The sequence below is a fragment of the Herbiconiux sp. UC225_62 genome, from assembly GCF_042694625.1.
Classification (GTDB): Bacteria; Actinomycetota; Actinomycetes; order Actinomycetales; family Microbacteriaceae; genus Herbiconiux.
This window is the reverse complement of sequence record NZ_CP170551.1, coordinates 4078360-4094603: the sequence shown is the minus strand read 5'-3', so window position 1 is coordinate 4094603 and position 16244 is coordinate 4078360. Positions and strand designations below refer to the sequence as shown.

Annotated in this window: 13 protein-coding genes; 5 read left to right on the top strand and 8 right to left on the bottom strand. The window is 69.7% G+C overall.

Features of this window, described 5'->3' with window-relative positions:
* Positions 1–62: 62 nt before the first annotated feature.
* Positions 63–476 (bottom strand): hypothetical protein, encoded by a 414-nt coding sequence (locus ACFJGU_RS19945; protein WP_382305961.1) that lies wholly within the window; start codon positions 474–476, stop codon positions 63–65.
* Between the two features lie 212 nt (positions 477–688).
* Here ACFJGU_RS19945 and ACFJGU_RS19940 point away from each other — a divergent pair, with 212 nt between their 5' ends.
* Positions 689–2020: an enolase C-terminal domain-like protein gene (locus ACFJGU_RS19940; protein WP_382305959.1), complete on the top strand. Its 1332-nt coding sequence runs from the start codon at positions 689–691 to the stop codon at positions 2018–2020.
* A 65-nt stretch (positions 2021–2085) separates the two neighbouring features.
* A complete protein-coding gene (locus ACFJGU_RS19935) occupies positions 2086–2877 on the top strand; it encodes a hypothetical protein (protein WP_382305957.1) in 792 nt (263 codons plus the stop codon).
* Between the two features lie 62 nt (positions 2878–2939).
* Here ACFJGU_RS19935 and ACFJGU_RS19930 read toward each other — a convergent pair whose 3' ends face one another.
* The 5 genes from ACFJGU_RS19930 to ACFJGU_RS19910 are packed head-to-tail and all read right to left on the bottom strand — an operon-like array spanning position 2940 to position 9396.
* The gene (locus ACFJGU_RS19930) at positions 2940–4118 is read right to left on the bottom strand and encodes an FAD-dependent oxidoreductase (RefSeq protein ID WP_382305955.1); all 1179 of its coding nucleotides are present in this window, start codon (positions 4116–4118) and stop codon (positions 2940–2942) included.
* Positions 4115–5884 (bottom strand): dipeptide ABC transporter ATP-binding protein, encoded by a 1770-nt coding sequence (locus ACFJGU_RS19925; RefSeq protein ID WP_382305953.1) that lies wholly within the window; start codon positions 5882–5884, stop codon positions 4115–4117. Before ACFJGU_RS19925 ends, ACFJGU_RS19930 begins: the two co-directional genes overlap by 4 nt.
* Positions 5881–6750 carry an ABC transporter permease gene (locus ACFJGU_RS19920; RefSeq protein WP_382305951.1) on the bottom strand — a complete coding sequence of 290 codons (870 nt, stop codon included), beginning with the start codon at positions 6748–6750 and terminating at the stop codon, positions 5881–5883. Before ACFJGU_RS19920 ends, ACFJGU_RS19925 begins: the two co-directional genes overlap by 4 nt.
* The gene (locus tag ACFJGU_RS19915) at positions 6747–7778 is read right to left on the bottom strand and encodes an ABC transporter permease (RefSeq protein ID WP_382305949.1); all 1032 of its coding nucleotides are present in this window, start codon (positions 7776–7778) and stop codon (positions 6747–6749) included. Before ACFJGU_RS19915 ends, ACFJGU_RS19920 begins: the two co-directional genes overlap by 4 nt.
* Positions 7756–9396, bottom strand: coding sequence for an ABC transporter substrate-binding protein (locus ACFJGU_RS19910; RefSeq protein ID WP_382305947.1), 1641 nt, complete (start codon positions 9394–9396; stop codon positions 7756–7758). Before ACFJGU_RS19910 ends, ACFJGU_RS19915 begins: the two co-directional genes overlap by 23 nt.
* A 169-nt stretch (positions 9397–9565) precedes the next feature.
* On the opposite strand from ACFJGU_RS19910, the gene ACFJGU_RS19905 reads away from it, so the two are divergent.
* Positions 9566–10939 carry an LLM class flavin-dependent oxidoreductase gene (locus tag ACFJGU_RS19905; RefSeq protein WP_382305945.1) on the top strand — a complete coding sequence of 458 codons (1374 nt, stop codon included), beginning with the start codon at positions 9566–9568 and terminating at the stop codon, positions 10937–10939.
* A 46-nt stretch (positions 10940–10985) separates the two neighbouring features.
* On the opposite strand, the gene ACFJGU_RS19900 is transcribed toward ACFJGU_RS19905, so the two are convergent.
* Positions 10986–13160: a LuxR C-terminal-related transcriptional regulator gene (locus tag ACFJGU_RS19900; protein ID WP_382305943.1), complete on the bottom strand. Its 2175-nt coding sequence runs from the start codon at positions 13158–13160 to the stop codon at positions 10986–10988.
* A gap of 142 nt (positions 13161–13302) precedes the next feature.
* On the opposite strand from ACFJGU_RS19900, the gene ACFJGU_RS19895 reads away from it, so the two are divergent.
* Positions 13303–13515 (top strand): hypothetical protein, encoded by a 213-nt coding sequence (locus tag ACFJGU_RS19895; protein WP_382305942.1) that lies wholly within the window; start codon positions 13303–13305, stop codon positions 13513–13515.
* On the opposite strand, the gene ACFJGU_RS19890 is transcribed toward ACFJGU_RS19895, so the two are convergent.
* Positions 13493–14656, bottom strand: coding sequence for an AI-2E family transporter (locus tag ACFJGU_RS19890; protein ID WP_382305940.1), 1164 nt, complete (start codon positions 14654–14656; stop codon positions 13493–13495). The genes ACFJGU_RS19895 and ACFJGU_RS19890 overlap by 23 nt on opposite strands.
* A 112-nt stretch (positions 14657–14768) precedes the next feature.
* On the opposite strand from ACFJGU_RS19890, the gene cls reads away from it, so the two are divergent.
* Positions 14769–16241: a cardiolipin synthase gene (gene cls / locus ACFJGU_RS19885; RefSeq protein WP_382305939.1), complete on the top strand. Its 1473-nt coding sequence runs from the start codon at positions 14769–14771 to the stop codon at positions 16239–16241.
* The last annotated feature ends 3 nt before the right edge of the window (positions 16242–16244 follow it).

Genomic DNA, 16244 nt, shown 5'->3' with positions numbered 1-16244 from the left:
GAGCGCGGGGTTGAGCGGATGGTCGACTGGTCGCGTCTCTCCGTCCGGCCGTGCTCGGCCGATCAGCTGCGGCGGGCGAAGGAGCGCCGGCCGGGGCCGACCCACAGGGGGAGGGCGACGACCACGCAGACGACCGCCTGGCCGATCAGGCTGGAGGGGCCGCTGTCGGGGTCGAGCACGAGGTCGACGATGTCGATGACGAGTCCGAGGAGCAGCAGGATCGTGATCGCGCCGCGCGCGAAGCGGCTGCCCCGTGCGACGCCGGAGGCCAGTGAGACGACAGCCAGCCCGATGATGATCATGGCGGCGCCCAGCACCGTCACCGGGAAGGCCAGACCGTCAGCCTCCGCTTCGGGCAGGTAGCGCACGAAGATCACGCCGATGCCCACCAGCACCTCGACGATCCCGGCGATGTAGATGAGCACGACTGCGAAGGTCACGAGTCCCGGTCGTCGGCGCGGTGCCACGGCATCCATGGGCCGATCATACGGTCCGGACCCTCGGAGAGTCGCGCGCAAAACGGGCGGCCCCTCCGTCGCAATCGCGGGGAGCGGTGCCGAGGCGAAGTGGAGACATCCGTTCTCTGGATGCCTGGCGGAGCTTATTAGAGCATCTTCGTGGGTGCGCGCCGTCAAAGATCGGATGTATAGTGCTGAGACGGCGCGGACGCCGGCATGAAGGAGCAGCAGTGAGCCAGATCGAAACCGTCGAGACCTTCGACGTGCGTTTTCCGACCTCGCGGGATCTCGACGGATCCGACGCAATGAACACCGACCCCGACTACTCGGCGGCGTACGTGGTCATCACCACGTCGGCGGGCGACTCGGGCCATGCTTTCGTGTTCACCATCGGGCGCGGTAACGACATCCAGGCCACCGCGATCCGCTCCATCGGCCGGGTGCTCAAGGGTCGTGACGTCGAGGAACTGCTCGACGACATGGGCGCTACCTGGCAGGAGTTCGTGCACGATTCGCAGACCCGCTGGCTCGGCCCCGAGAAGGGTGTGACCCATATGGCGATCGGTGCCCTGGTGAACGCGCTCTGGGACCTCAAGGCCAAGCGTGCCGGCCTGCCGCTCTGGCAGCTGCTCGCGCAGATGAGCCCCACGGAGCTCGCCGACCTCCTCGACTACCGCTACCTCAGCGACGCGCTGACCCGTGACGATGCGGTGCGCATCCTCGAGGCCGCTGTGCCCGGCCGCGAGGCACGCACCGCCGAACTGCTCGCCGGCGGCTACCCCGCGTACACCACCTCGCCCGGCTGGCTCGGCTACTCCGACGAGAAGCTCGCGCGGCTGTGCCGCGAGGCGATCGCTGACGGCTTCGGGCAGATCAAGCTCAAGGTCGGCGCCGACCTCGACGACGACATCCGGCGCCTCCGGATCGCCCGAGAGGTCTGCGGACCCGACTTCCCGATCGCCATCGACGCCAACCAGCGCTGGGACGTCGATGCCGCAGTGGACTGGATCGAGGCGCTGCGCCCCTTCGACCTCGCCTGGGTGGAGGAGCCGACGAGCCCCGACGACGTCGTGGGCCACAGCACGATCGCGCGGCGGGTGGCGCCGATCCGCATCGCGACGGGCGAGCACGTGGCCAACCGCGTGGTGTTCAAACAACTGCTCCAGCTCGAGGGCGCCGCCGTGGTGCAGATCGACGCGGCGCGCGTCGCAGGCGTCAACGAGAACGTGGCGATCCTGTTGCTCGCGGCGAAGTTCGGGGTGCCGGTGTGCCCGCACGCGGGTGGAGTGGGGCTGTGCGAGGCCGTGCAGCACCTCTCGATGTTCGACTTCGTCGCCGTGACGGGCACCCAGGAGGGACGGATGATCGAATTCGTCGACCACCTGCACGAGCACTTCGTGACGCCGGCGCGAGTCGTCGGCGGGCGATACCAGACGCCGACGGCGCCGGGTGCGGGAACCGAGATGCACCGCGCCTCGATCGAGGCCTTCCTCTTCCCCGACGGGACGGAGTGGGTCGCGCAGGTCGCCGAGGCCGACGCGACGGTGGTGGCGAACGCCTGAGACCGGGCGCGCGATGATGGAGGGGTGAACCCACGTCTCCGAGCCGCCCGCGTGAGGTGCACCTCGTGACGAGCGGCGCGCGACGCATCCCGTCGCCCTATCTCGAGAGCCCGCGGCGGCGGCGCATCGGCGGATTCCTCGCGGCGGCGGCTCCCGATGAGCTCCGCGGATGCTTCGTTCCGCTGCTCGATGGTGGAGCGGCGGCGATCGCGCTGCTGCAGGGCCATCCCGAGGGCTGGTTCGGCCTCAGCAGCCCGAACGCCGACGTGGTGGCGGTGTGGCAGAGCGTGCGCGACGATGTCGACGGCGTGATCGCCGGCATCGAGCTCCTCGCCGCCGGGCACGACACGGCCGCGTTCGCGCGCGTGCGCGATCAGCCGGCCGAGTCGGTGGAACGGATGCCGCCGGCCGAGCGAGCGGCCCGGTTCGTGTATCTGCGCGGCACGGCCCGGCCGGATGCTGCGGGAGAGCTCCTGCAGTCGTTCGCCGAGGCGCAGTACGGACGCGACACGGTCGCGTTCGACGCGACCGGACTCCGCGATCTCGCCGACCTCCTCCGCGCTCGCGACGTGACCGTCTCGGAGCGAGGACTGTTCGGGGTGCTCCCCGAGGTCGGCGAGGACGACCTGGTGGTGCTCGACCCGCCGGCCGCGGGACCGGATGCCCGCGAGCTGCGCAGTTTCGTCGCGGCCGTGGCGGCCAAGGGTGCCGCGGTGCTCGCGCGCGATCTCGGTGACGGGTTCTACGCGGGCTGGCCGGGCCTGGTGCGGACCGCGGCGTCGCCCGGCGACGAACCGGTCTGGGTCAACACGGTGCTGCAGCGTGCTCAGGCGGGCACAGCGCGCCGCGACTGGTGACCGGTCGGGCCGCGGGCATCCGAGCACCCGGCGGCGCGTGAGGACCCCAGACCGCCGGCACTTCAGGCGCGCCGCGCTGCCGCGGGGGTGTCGGCCGGGTCGAACGCTCGGCGTCGGTCAGGGCGCAGCGAGAAGCGGCTCGGAGCGGCGATGCCGTCGACGAGGCCGGCCAACAGTCGTCCGACCGCGGGAGCGAGGCCGGCCCCGGCCGCACCGAAGCCGGCGCCGACGACGACCGGCCCGATCCGGTCGATCACGAAGTCGCCGTGGTGCGCCGACGTGCGCACACGGGAGGTGGGGGTCGGGATGCCGGGGTCGGCGCCCGGCAGCCATTCCCGCGCGTACCGCAGCAGCGCGGCCGCTTCGCGCGACGGGAGAGCGTTCGATCGTGGCGGGCCGTCGGGCGTTGCGCTGTCGCGCCATCCCACCGCCAGCGTGCCCTCGCCGCCGAGAACGGCCGCATCGCCGCGCCAGTACCGCTGTCCGGGAGCCCCAGGATCGGAGAGGTGCAGAACCGCCGGGGCCGGTCCGAGTCCGTTCGGCAGCACGATCGAGGAGTCGCGCGTGGCGGTGATCCGCGGGAGGGTCACGAGCCCGCGCAGCAGTTTCGCCGTCGAGGGGCCGAGGGTCACCACGAGCCTCCGGCAGTCGATCTCCCGCTCGTCGTCGTTCGCGAGGCGCACTTCGAGGCGCGCGAGATCATCGCCCAGGATGCGGATGCGCGTGATGGTCGCGCCGGTCGCGATCTGTGCCCCTTCGTCGGCCGCCGCGGTTCGGAGCGCCGCGATCGCCGAGCCCTCGCGTAGCCGGCCGCCCTGCGGCGCGAACAGAACGCTCGGAGCGAACTGGAACCCCGGCCACCGCGCCTCGGCCTCGGCGGCCGAGAGGATCTCGTGGGCGACCCGGGCGCGGGCGAGCGCCTCCGCCGCCGCGTCGACCCGGGGCGCGTGACCGTGCAGCACCGACCCGGTGCGCTCGAGCACTGCCCCTGTCGCGCCGCTCCCTGCCGACCCGAAGGCCCCCGACGACGCGAGCTCCTCCCACTGCGTGACCGACTCGGCTGCCAGCGCCTGGTAGACCGGATCGACGTAGGCGAGCTCGAACGCGCGGTCGCCGTCCTCGTCGATCCCGGGGAGCGCCTCGACGAGCAGCACGTCGGCGCCGCGTCGGGCGAGCTGCCACGCGGCGGCGGAGCCCGCGGTGCCGCCTCCGGCGACGATCGTGTCCACGAGTTCGGTCACCGGCTGGCCGCCTCCGCGGCGTCGGCGGCGAGCGCATCCGGGCTGCCGGAGCCGCGTCCGCCGACGGCCGCTCCGGGATCCTCCAGCGTCGGCAGCGACCGCACGAGTTCCTGCGTGTAAGGATGCTGCGGCCGGAGGAAGACGTCGTCGGCCGTTCCGCGTTCCACCACCCGCCCGTCCTTCATCACGAGCACGGTGTCGCTCATGTGATGGATCACCCCCAGGTCGTGGGAGATGAAGAGGTAGCTCAAGCCGATCCGGTCTTGCAGTTCCACCAGGAGGTCGAGGATCTGCGCCTGAACCGAGACGTCGAGGGCCGAGACCGCCTCGTCGAGCACGATGATCGAGGGTTCCGTGGCCAGCGCTCGCGCGATCGCGACGCGTTGCCGCTGGCCGCCCGAGAGCTTGAGCGGCAGCCGTGCCAGCACCTGCTCGGAGAGCCCGACCTGGCGGAGCAGATCCCGTGCGCGCTCCAGACGGGCCGCCGCACCGGTGGCGGGCCGATCGGCTTGCGCCACCGCGTCGACGAGGATGCGCTCCACGGTCCAGCGCGGGTCGAAGGAACTGAGGGGGTCCTGGTAGACCACGGCGATGCGGTTGCGCAGGTGCCGCCGCCGCGATTCCTTCACACTCGTCCACTCCTGACCGAGCAGTTTCACCCCGCCTTCGTCGGCACGGGTGAGGGCCAGGGCGATGCGCGCGGTGGTGCTCTTGCCCGATCCGGATTCCCCGACGATGCCGAGGGTCGCACCACGGTCGAGCGTGAACGACACGTGGTCGACCGCAGTGCTCTGCACGCCCCCGGGGCCGCGGAACCGCTTCACCAGGTCGCGCGCCTCGAGCACGGGTCCCGGAGAGGCGTCCAACGGCACCCGGGTGTCGGGCGCCGGCAGCGCGACGTCGAGCGCCGGACCGAGCCGCTCGCCCCGGGTGTGTCCTCCGGGCACGGCGTCGATGAGCGCCTGCGTGTAGTCGTGTGTGGGAGCGGTGAGCACCTGGTGGGCCGAGCCGCTCTCCATCACGGAGCCGCCCTTCATCACGAGGATGTGGTCGGCGAGACGCGCGACCACGGAGAGGTCGTGGCTGATCAGGATCACCGAGACGCCGCGTTCCTTCATGCCCGCGATGAGGTCGAGCACCTGCGCCTGCACCGTGACGTCGAGTGCGGTGGTGGGCTCGTCGGCGATCACGAGTTCCGGCCCGAGCGCGAGCGCCGAAGCGATCAGGGCGCGCTGACGCAGGCCTCCGGAGAGTTCGTCGGGCCGCTGTCGGGCACGCACGGCGGCGTTCGGCACGCCGACCGACTCCAGCAGGTCGACGACCTTGCGCTTCCGCGCCGCCCTCGAGCCCCAGCCGTGCAGCGCCAGTGCCTCCTCGATCTCCTTGCCGACCGGCCGCAGCGGGTCGAGCGACACCAGCGCGTCCTGCAGGATGAATCCCACCCGGCGTCCGCGGATCGAGCGCCACGCCTTCTCCGACACCGTCGTGAGGTCGATGCCGTCGAGTTCGAGTCGCTCGGCGTCGACGACCGCGTTCGCCCCGGTGAGGCCCACGATCGTGCGGGCGGTGACGCTCTTGCCCGATCCGGATTCCCCGACGATCGCGAGGCACTCGCCGGGCTGCAGGGTGAACGAGACATCCGTCACCACCGGCCGGGTCTCGCCGCCGCGGGTGAAGCCCACGTCGAGGTGGTCGACGCGCAGTAAGGGCGCACCGGAGGCGGCGGCAGGAACGGCGGAGCCGGCGGAGCGAGTACCTGTGGTCATTTCTCGTCCTTCTCGAGGATGTTCTGGATGTGCTTGCCGAGCGTGGTCGCGGCCAGGGCCAGCACCACGATCACGAGCCCGGGGAGAACGGTCAGCCAGCCCGCCTGGGTGATGTACTGCTTGCCGGCGTCGAGCAGAGCGCCCCACTCCGGCGACGGCGGAGCGACGCCCAGCCCGAGGAACGACAGGCTCGACGCCCAGACGATCGACTGTCCGACCGAGAGCGCGAAGATCGCCACCAAGGGCCGCAGGGCATTGGGCAGCACATGGTTGCGGAGGATCCACGCCCGGGGATGACCGAGTGCGACCGCCGCCTCGACGTATCCGGAATCCTTGGCCTTGAGGATCTGACCGCGGATGATCCGCGCGTACCCCGGCGCCGTGCCGACACCCACAGCGACGACCTGCGAGAGCGCCGACGGGCCGATCACCGCCACCAGCAGCAGCGCGAGCAGCAGGGTGGGGAAGGCGAACAGCACCTCGATGACGCGGTTCACGGCGGCCGAGGCGAAGCGTCCCGACAGCGCGGCGACCGAACCGAGCACGAGCGCCAACGTCAGGCTGACGGCTGTGGCGCCCACCCCGATCAGCAGCGACTCGCGCGTGCCGTAGATCACCCGGCTGTAGAGGTCGCGCCCGGATTCGTCGGTGCCGAACCAGAACGTGAACGACGGCGGATGCAGGGCGTTCGCGAAGTCCATCGCGTACGGGTCGTGCGTGGCGAGCGCCGCCGGGAAGACGGCGGCCACCACGAAGAACAGCAGCACCGCGATGGAGAGGAAGAAGCCCCAGGGCGTCGCCGCGAGCTTCGCGCTGACGGGCTTGGTGAGCAGCGGCTGGCCCACCGGGGTCAATCGGTCGGTCATGATGTCCTCAACCTCGGGTCGATGATGACGTAGGCGATGTCGACGAGGATGTTCGCGACGACGTAGAGCGCGGCGATCAGGATCACGATGCCGGTGACGACCGGCAGATCCTGCGTGTTCACCGCGGTGACGAGCACCGAACCGATGCCCGAGCGCGTGAAGATCGACTCCACGATCACGGCGCCCGAGATGGTGGCGCCGAGCGCCCATCCGGAAAGGGTGACCGCGGGCAGCACCGAGTGGCGCAGCACGTGCTTGAGCCGCACGCCCCAGTCGCCCATGCCGCGCATCCGGGCCGTGGTGACGAAGGGCTGGTCGAGGGAGCGCTCGAACTCCGCCCGGGTGGCCTGCCCCATGAAGCCGGCGAGCGGGATGGCGAGTGTGAGCGCCGGCAGGAACAGGCCGTTCGCGCTCGTGCCGCTGATCACGGGGAACCAGCCCAGGGTGAGCGCGAACACGAGCAGCAGGATGATGCCGAGCCAATAGTGCGGAAGACCCGCGACCGCGGTGTCGAGCACCGCTCCGACGGAACTCACCTTCGTGCCGCGGCCGGCGGTCAGGGTGACCCAGACCACCATGATCGCCCAGGCCAGCACGATCGCGGTGAGCGTCAGCACGATCGTGGGCCACATCTGCTCCCCGATGATGGCGGCCACCGGCCGGTGCTGCTGGTAGGAGGTGCCGAGGTCGCCGGTGAGGATGCCGCGGAGGTACTCGACGTACTGCACCAGCAATGGGTTCTGCAGGCCGTATTCCTGGTTGATCGCCGCGAGTTCGGCGGGAGTGCGTTCGATGGCCTGACCGGCACGGATGTTGAGGATGATGGTGGCGCGATCGCCCGGGAGGGCGCTCTGCGCCAGGAACGCGGCGGTCGCGGCGCCCCAGAGCACCACGACGGCGCCGGCGAGCTTGCCGGCGATCATCCGCCACGGGAAGCGGCGGGGGGCGCGGGCCCCGCCGCCGGCCGGCCCCGAGGGGACCGGCGCGGCGGGCGGGGTCAGCGTGTCACTTGACGAAGTAGGCGTCATAGAAGACCGGGCCTCCCTGTGCGTTCTCCTGCCACACGTCCTTCAGGTACGGCGACACCGCGAGGGTGCTGAGCCGGTCGTAGAGACCGATGGCGAGGGCGTGATCGGCGATGTACTGCTGGGCCTGCGCGTAGAGCGCGTTGCGGGCATCCGGGTCGGCCGTGGAATTGGCCTGCAGGATGTAGTTCTCCAGCTCCGGGCTGTTGAAGAACGCCGCGTTGTTGTAGTTCGGCAGCTCGGGGGTGCTCTGGGCCCAGTTGATGAGCAGGATGCCGGAGCCGACGCTCGTCCAGTAGCCGGCGCTGATGTCCTTCTCCGAGGGCTTGGAGTAGGCACCGGCGAAGAACTCGCTCTGCGGCACGGGGATCAGCTTCACCTTGAAACCGGTCGCCTTCACCTGCTCCTGCACGCCCTGCAGGATCGAGGCGCCGTCGGCGTTGATGATCGAGCCTGCGCCGTAAGGCAGCACGACCTCGAGCGTCTGGCCGTCCTTGGTGCGGTAACCGTCGGCGTCGCGGCCGGTCCAGCCCGCGGCATCCAGCAGCTCGTTCGCCTTGTCGGCGTCGAAGGAGTAGGTGTCGGCCGCCTCTTGGCTGTAGCCCGGCGTGGTCTGGCTGACGCCGCCGTTGCCCTCGTAGGGGATCACGCCGTGGCCGATGGTCTCCACCAAAGGCTCCCGGTCGAGGCTGTAGGCGAAGGCTTTGCGCACGTTCTCGTCGGTGAAGGGGCCCTCGGCGGTGTTGAAGGTCAGTTGCTGCGGGCGACCGTGGGTGACGTACTTCTCGAGCTGGTAGCCCTGGCCCTCGAGGTTCGACCACTCGATCGCCGGCACGTCGTAGATGACGTTCGTCTCGTCGGCGCGGAGCGAGGCGACCCGGGTGGTGGGATCGGGCACGAACTTCCAGTCGATCTCCTCGACGTAAGCGGGACCGGTGTGCTTCGCGTTGGCGGGCGGCGAGGTGTAGTCGTCGTTCCGGGTGAGCACGATGTCCTGGCCGCGGTTCCACTGCTTCACGACGAAGGCGCCGGAGCCGATCGGGCTGTTGCAGTTGTCCTCGTCGGAGCGTGTCTTCAACGCCTGCTCCGATTGGATGCCGAAGTACCCCTGGGTGAGCGTCTCGGCCAGCAGCGCGTAGGGCTTCTGCAGGTGGATGGCGACCGTGGTGTCGTCGATCGCCTCGGCCGACTGGTAATAGCCCTGCAGCCACACCTTCGCGGTGCTGTTGCCCCCGCCGACCCAGTAGTCGAAGTTGTAGGCGATCGCCTCGGCGTTCACCGGGGTGCCGTCGGTGAACGTGACACCGGGCTTGAGGTGGAAGGTCCAGGTGAGCTGGTCGTCGGACTCCTCCCACGACTCCGCGAGCCAGGGCACGACCTGGGCGTTCTCGTCGAGCGAGACCAGGCTGTCGAGCACCTGGGTGGAGAGGTAGGCCTGCTCGATCCAGCCGCCGAACACGCACGCGGGTTCCTGCTGGTGGCCGTAGACGATGGTGCCGCCCTCGACGCGTGGAGCGTCGGAGGCGGGGCCGGCCGATGCGCCGGCGGAGCATCCGGCGAGCGTCAACGCAGCGGCCGCGGCGAGGGCCACGAAGGGAGCGACTCGGAGTTTTGTGGGCATGGAACGGTTCTCCTGAACGGGAGGTCGGTGGTCGGGGATGCTCAGACGGTAGGGGGATGCGCCGCCCCGCCGATACCCGGCCGCGTCACATGACGACGCCCGGCGTAACTGTTTTGCGCCGTGTTACGCCGGGCTTGCGCGCGCGCGAGCAGCCGCCGAGAGTGGCCCGATGACGAAAGAGCTGCACTTCAACGGGTTCGAGATGAACACGCCGAGCCACATCAATCACGGCCTGTGGCGGCATCCGGAGAACAACCGCCACCGCTACACCGAACTGTCGTACTGGACCGACACGGCCAAGCTGCTCGAGCGGGGGCTCTTCGACGCGATCTTCCTGGCCGACGTGGTGGGAACGTACAACGTCTACGACGGAAGCCGCGATCCCGCGGTCATCCGGGGTGTGCAGACCCCCAACAACGACCCGTTCCTGCTCGTGCCGGCCATGGCGGCGGTGACCGAGAACCTCGGATTCGCCGTGACCTTCACCACCACCTACGAGCAGCCCTTCCCGAACGCCCGCCGCTTCAGCACACTCGACCACCTCACCGGTGGGCGGGTGGCCTGGAACGTCGTCACCGGTTACCTCCCGGATGCGGCCCGCAACTTCGGCCTGAGCGACCAGGTCAAGCACGACGACCGGTACGACCTGGCCGAGGAGTTCCTCGAGGTGTCGTACAAGCTCTGGGAGACGTCGTGGGAGGCCGACGCGGTGGTGCGGGATGCCGCGGCGAACCTCTACACCGATCCGGAGAAGATCCGGCAGATCGACCACGAAGGCCGCTACTTCACCGTCGCGGGTCCTCACCTCTCGGAGCCCTCACTCCAGCGCACGCCCGTGATCTACCAGGCCGGCGCCTCCGATCGCGGCCGGGTGTTCGCGGCGCGGCACGCCGAGGCGATCTTCGTGGGCGCGCGCACCCCGGAGCAGGCGCGCAAGGTCATCGGCGACGTCAAGGAGCTCGCGGTCTCGCTCGGGCGGCGTGAGGACGACATCCGGTTCCTGCTGGGGCTCAACGTCGTGGTGGCCGAGACGGAGGCCGAGGTGAAGAGGAAGCTCGACGACATCCTGTCGTACCGCGACGTGGTGGGGTACCTCGTGCACTTCGGCGGGGGCTCGGGCATCGACCTCTCGAAGCTCGGAGCCGAGGAGTACATCGAGTACAAGGCGCGCGACCACGTGCAGTCGATGGAGTCGGCCTTCGCCGACAAGACCGTGCAGAGCGTGGTCGACTACTACGACGACCCGTTCTCCGACCCGTTCTTCGTGCACGGGACGCCGTCGCAAGTGGCCGATCGGATCGAGGAGCTCGCCGACTCGATCGGTCTCGACGGCTTCAACCTCGTGCAGTACCTCTCGCCCGGCACCTTCGAGGACTTCGTCGAGCTCGTGGTGCCGGAGCTCCAGAAGCGCGGCCGCTACCGCACGGCCTACACGCCGAACGAGACCCTGCGCGAGCGACTCTTCGAGGGCCGCGGCCCGCTCCTCCCGGAGCGCCACCCCGGCGGCGCCCTCCGCGTCGCGCAGGGCGCACGGTTGGCCTAGTCGCGGTGACGCCCGACCGGCAGCTGGTCGTCGTGCATGCCCGCTCTCAGAGCAGACCGAGTTCGCGGGCGCGCAGGATGGCGGCGTCGCGGTCCGGGGCGTCGAGCTTGCGATAGATGTGGGCCATGTGAGTCTTGATGGTGTTGACGGACACGAACAGCCGCGCCGCCAGCTCGGCGTTCGAGTAGCGGCTGGGGAAGTAGGCGAGCAGTTCGTGCTCGCGGTCGGTGAGGGGCACCGCCAATGGCGCGGTCGTGGCCGCGAGCGGCACGGCGTCGCGCGCGTGGGCGAGCTCCGCGGCGACCACCGGCGGCGGGGGACCGATCGCCTCGTCGTCGATGAAGAGGGGACCGAGGATGAGCGTCTTCGCCAGCCGCACCACCCAGAGCAGTTGGGTGCGGTTGTTGAGTGCTGAGAGCGCCTCCGCCTCCCGCATCGCCTCGAGTGCGGCCTCGGTGCGGCCGAGCGCGATGGCCGCGAAGCAGCGGGCGAGGTAGGCGTCGGCCGGAGCCGGATGCCCGAGCAGCCCCACCTCGCGGGCGAGCGCGATCGCCTCGTCGGCCGTCTCGAGTCCCCGGTCGAGAGCGCCCTCCCAGACGTCCACGAGGGCGAGGCTGCCGAGCAGATGGATGCGGTACGCCGAGTATCGTCCGCCCGGCGCGTCCAGTCCCCGCTGCAGCCAGGATCTCGCCTCGGCGAGCCGGCCGAGCAGGAACAGCGATCGCCCACCGGCGGCGAGAACGAACGGCCAGAGGAGTTCGACGCTGGTGAGCCGCAGCAGATCGGGCACCGGCTCACCGTCGTACTCGGTGAGCTGTCGCAGCGCTTCCTCGGCGTCGCTCAGCGAGAGCGCGGGGCCCGGGCGCAATTGCACCCGTCCGCTCAGGTAGCACTGCGCGACGAGCCGCTGGCCCGTGGTGAGTCCCGTATCCGCGCAGAGCTCGCGGAAGATGTCCTCGGCCTGCGCGCCGTGGCCGCTGAGACCGAGCAGGATGCCCCGCAGCAGCTGCGCATCCGGGTTGTCCCGCAGCACGCGTTCCGGAACGGCGTCGAGCCACCGGAGCATCGTGGCGGTCTCTCCGCGCTCGAAGACGTCGGAGCCGCGCGCCAGCAGTACGTCGAGCACCGCGTCCCATCGCTCCGCCTCGAGGAAGTAGCCGATGGCCTTCTCGAAGGAGTCGTGCTCCTGCGACCACTCCGCCGCGCGCAGGAGCATCGTCGACTCCCCGTCCGGATCGTTCACGTGAAGGCGGTAGCGCAACAGTTCACGGAAGAGATGGTGGAAGCGGTACCAACCCGGCCTTCCGGCCACGGGGAGCAGGAACATCGACTGCTCCTGCAGCGACTCGAGCACCTCCGCCGCGCGCGCCTCCCCGGTGCACGCGGCGACCAGATCGGCGTTCATCTCCTTCAGGGCCGAGAGGCGCAGCAGCGTCGCACGGCGTCGCTCGGGCTGAGCGAGCAGCACCTCCTCGCCGAGGTAGTCGGCGATCAGTCGTTCGCTGCCGACGAGCAGGGAGACGAAACCCTCGGGGTCGTCGGTGTCGCGCAGCGTGAGGGCCGCCAGCTGCACACCGGCCGCCCACCCCTCCGTGCGTTCGACCAGCATCGACACGGCATCCGGGCTCAGGGCGCGGCCGCTGATGCGTGCCACCGCCTCCGCGGCATCCGCCTCGTCGAAGGCGAGATTCGACTGCCGCAGTTCGAGGAGGTTGTAACGCAGGCGCAACGGGCCCCAGCCGAGCCGGAAGTCGCGGCGCGACGAGAGCAGCAGGTGGACGTGCTCGGGCAGGAGGTCGACGAGGGTCCACAGGTCGGCGAGCACCTTCTCGTTCGCGAGCAGGTGCAGGTCGTCGAGCACGATCACGCATTCCGGCAGCGCGCGCATCCGCTCGCTCAGGGCATCGACGAACGGCCGGCCCAGCCCTCCGTCGGCGGCCACCACTTTCGCGACGAGGTCGCCGACGCCGGGGGAGAGGGAGCCGAGGGCCGTGGTGAGCCGGCGCGCGAAGTGGGCGGCGTCGACGTCGTCGGGCCCGACGTCGATCCACACGAAGGCGAGTTCGGCATGCTCGGCGGCCCACTGACTGATGAGAACGGACTTGCCGGCCCCCGCCGGGGCGACGAGCAGGGTGGCCGGTCCGGACCGGCCCTCGTCGAGCAGGAGACGCAGGCTCGGTCGGTCGACCGCGTGCCGCGGAGGAACATGCTGTTGTGCCATCGGGCCTCTTTTCCCGCCCCCGAATGCCAGTATGCCAGCGGGGCCGGAAGTCATCCATGGCGGATGACGACCGGCATCTGCGTCAGGCGCACACTCGAAGTCGAGGGAGAGACTCTCCCTCGCCGATGCAGCGGAGGCACGGGTGCACGAGCAGAGCTTCGAGATCGTGGTGCGGGGGCGGTTGAGCCCCGAGCTCGCCGCCACGCTGACCGGCTACGACGTGCTCGTCGACGAGGACTCCTTCACCCACGTCACCGGGGTCGTGGTCGATCAGGCCGCCCTGCACGGACTGCTCTCGATGTTCGGAGCACTGAACATCGACCTCGTGTCGGTCAACCCTGCGGCGGCCGGGTAGTGGTCCTGTGCGGCCGGGCGGCCGCCTTCTGCGCCTTGGCCGTCTTGCGGGCGGTCTTCTCCTCCACGTAGTCGGATTTCAGGATGCCGCGGGTCTCGGCCGTCGGACCCAGCACGGGCCGCCACCATTGGGCATCCGGGTTCGCGTCGATCAGGATCATCTTGCCGAGCAGCGTCAGCGGCACCGCGAGGATCGCCCCGATCGGCCCGATCACCACCGCCCAGAACAGCACCGAGAAGAAGGTGATGGTCTGGCTGAGCGACACCGCCTGCCCCACCACCCGCGGCTGGATGATCGACTGCACCACGGCGTTGATGACGCCGTAGACGATCACGATCGCGATGACCGTCGGCCACCCGCCCACCAGGAAGCCGAAGATGATCGGCGGGATGATGGCGAAGAAGTACCCGATGTTCGGGATGAAGCTCATCAAGAAGGCGAGCAGCCCCCACAGCAGCGCGGCCGGCACCTGCAGGATCACGAGCGCCACCGTGTTCAGCGCTCCCTGCACGATGCCGAGCACGGTGGTGACCACCATGTAGCGCCGCACGTTGGAGGTGTAGGAAGTGATCGCGGTGACGAGCTCGGGCTTGCGGGTTCTCAGCTGACCGAGGATCGTCTTGGCGTAGACCGCGTCCGCGGCCATCAGGATCATCATGGTGAGCACGATCACGAGCGCTCCCGTGATGCCGGCGACGCTGCCGAGCGCGCTGGTCACCGCGGAGACGACGTTCCCCGGGTCGATTCCCTGCACCACGGACTGGATCTGCTGCTGGTCGATGCCGAGCGTCGTCAGCCAGCCCGCGATGGTCTGCCCGATCTGCTGGAACTGCTCGGCGTAGTCGGGCAGCATCGCCACGAATTGCGAGAAGGCGATCAGGATCGTGTAGGTGAATCCCGCCAGCAGCCCGAACACCACCAGGATCACCGCTCCCGTGGCCAGTCCCCGCGGCACCCCGCGCTTCTCCAGGCCGGTTCGCACCGGGCTCGCGCAGATGGTGAGGATCAGGGTCAGCAGCACCGGGGCGAGGATGCCGCGGAGCGAGCTGATGCCGATCGACACCACCACGGCCGAGGCCAGCCCCACCAGGATGATCGCCCCGCGCGGATACGGCGATCGTGACTCGGTGCTGTCGGTCATCGGCGTGCTCCCGCTCGGTTGAGATGTCCTCACGGTAGGCGGGCGGCATCGAGGCTGTCGTCATCCCGTCAGGGTGATGCAGGCCGCACGCGCGGTTCGCTAGGTTCCCCTCATGAGCGACGTCCTGTTCACCAATCTCGTCTGGATCGTGGTCGTCGCGGCCGATCTCGCCATCCGCATCGCCGCCCTCATCATCGTGCCCCGCGGGCGCAAGCCCACCGCCGCCATGGCGTGGTTGCTCGCCATCTTCCTCATCCCCTTCATCGGCATCATCCTCTTCCTCGTGATCGGGCGCACGAAGCTGCCGAAGAAGCGGCTCGCCCTGCAGGAGACGGTCGACGGGATGATCGCCGAGCGGGCCCGCGGGCTCGACCTCACGCCGCGCCGCGGGTTGTGGCCGGTCTGGTTCGACAACCTGGTGATCCAGAACGAGCGACTCACGCGCATCCCGCCGAGCGACGGCAACACCGCGGAACTCTACGGCGACTACGAGGGCTCGATCGCCGCGATGACGGCGGAGATCGACAGGGCCAGCACCTTCGTGCACGTCGAGTACTTCATCGTCTCCTTCGACGCCACCACCAAGGACTTCTTCGGCGCGATGGAGCGCGCCGTGCAGCGCGGCGTCACCGTGCGGCTGCTCGCCGACCACCTCTCCTCGACCCGCGCCGTGCACAGCAAGGAGACCTTCGCCGAACTCGACCGGATCGGGGTGATCTGGTCGTTCATGCTCCCGGTGCGGCCGCTCAAGGGCGAGATCCAGCGACCGGATCTGCGCAACCACCGCAAACTCGTCGTGGTCGACGGACGGGTGGCGTTCATGGGATCGCAGAACCTGATCGACCGCACCTACAACACGCCGAAGAACCTCAAACGCGGCCTCAAGTGGCAGGAGCTGGTGACGCGGCTCACCGGGCCGGTGGTGGCGAGCGTCAACGCGGTCTTCCTCGGCGACTGGTTCACCGAGACCGGAGAACAGATCCTGGAGGAGAACGTGCCGGCGGTCGACCAGCCCCGCGCATCCGGTGCCGACGCCCTGGAGTGCCAGCTGGTGCCGAGCGGGCCCGGCTACGCCTTCGAGAACAACCTGCGGATGTTCCTCGGCCTGATCTACGGCGCCGAGCGCAAGGTGATCATCACGAGTCCGTACTTCGTGCCCGACGAGGCCATGATGTACGCCATCACGGGCGCCTGCCAGCGCGGACTCGAGGTGCAGCTCTTCGTCTCCGAGATCGGCGACCAGGGGCCGGTGTTCCACGCCCAGCGCTCCTACTACGGTGCGCTGCTCGACGTGGGGGTGCGGATCTTCCAGTACCCGGCCCCGTTCATCCTGCACGCGAAGCATCTGTCGATCGACGACGATCTCGCGGTGATCGGATCGAGCAACATGGACATCCGGTCGTTCAACCTCGACCTGGAGATCTCGCTGCTGGTGCGCGGTCGCTCCTTCGTCGACGGGATGCGCGCCGTCGAGCAGCACTACCGCGACATCGGCCGCGAACTCACCCGGGAGGAGTGGGAGCGGGAGCCGCTCAGCCGCACGGTGTTCGACGGGGTCGCACGACTCACCTCCGCTCTGGAGTGAGAG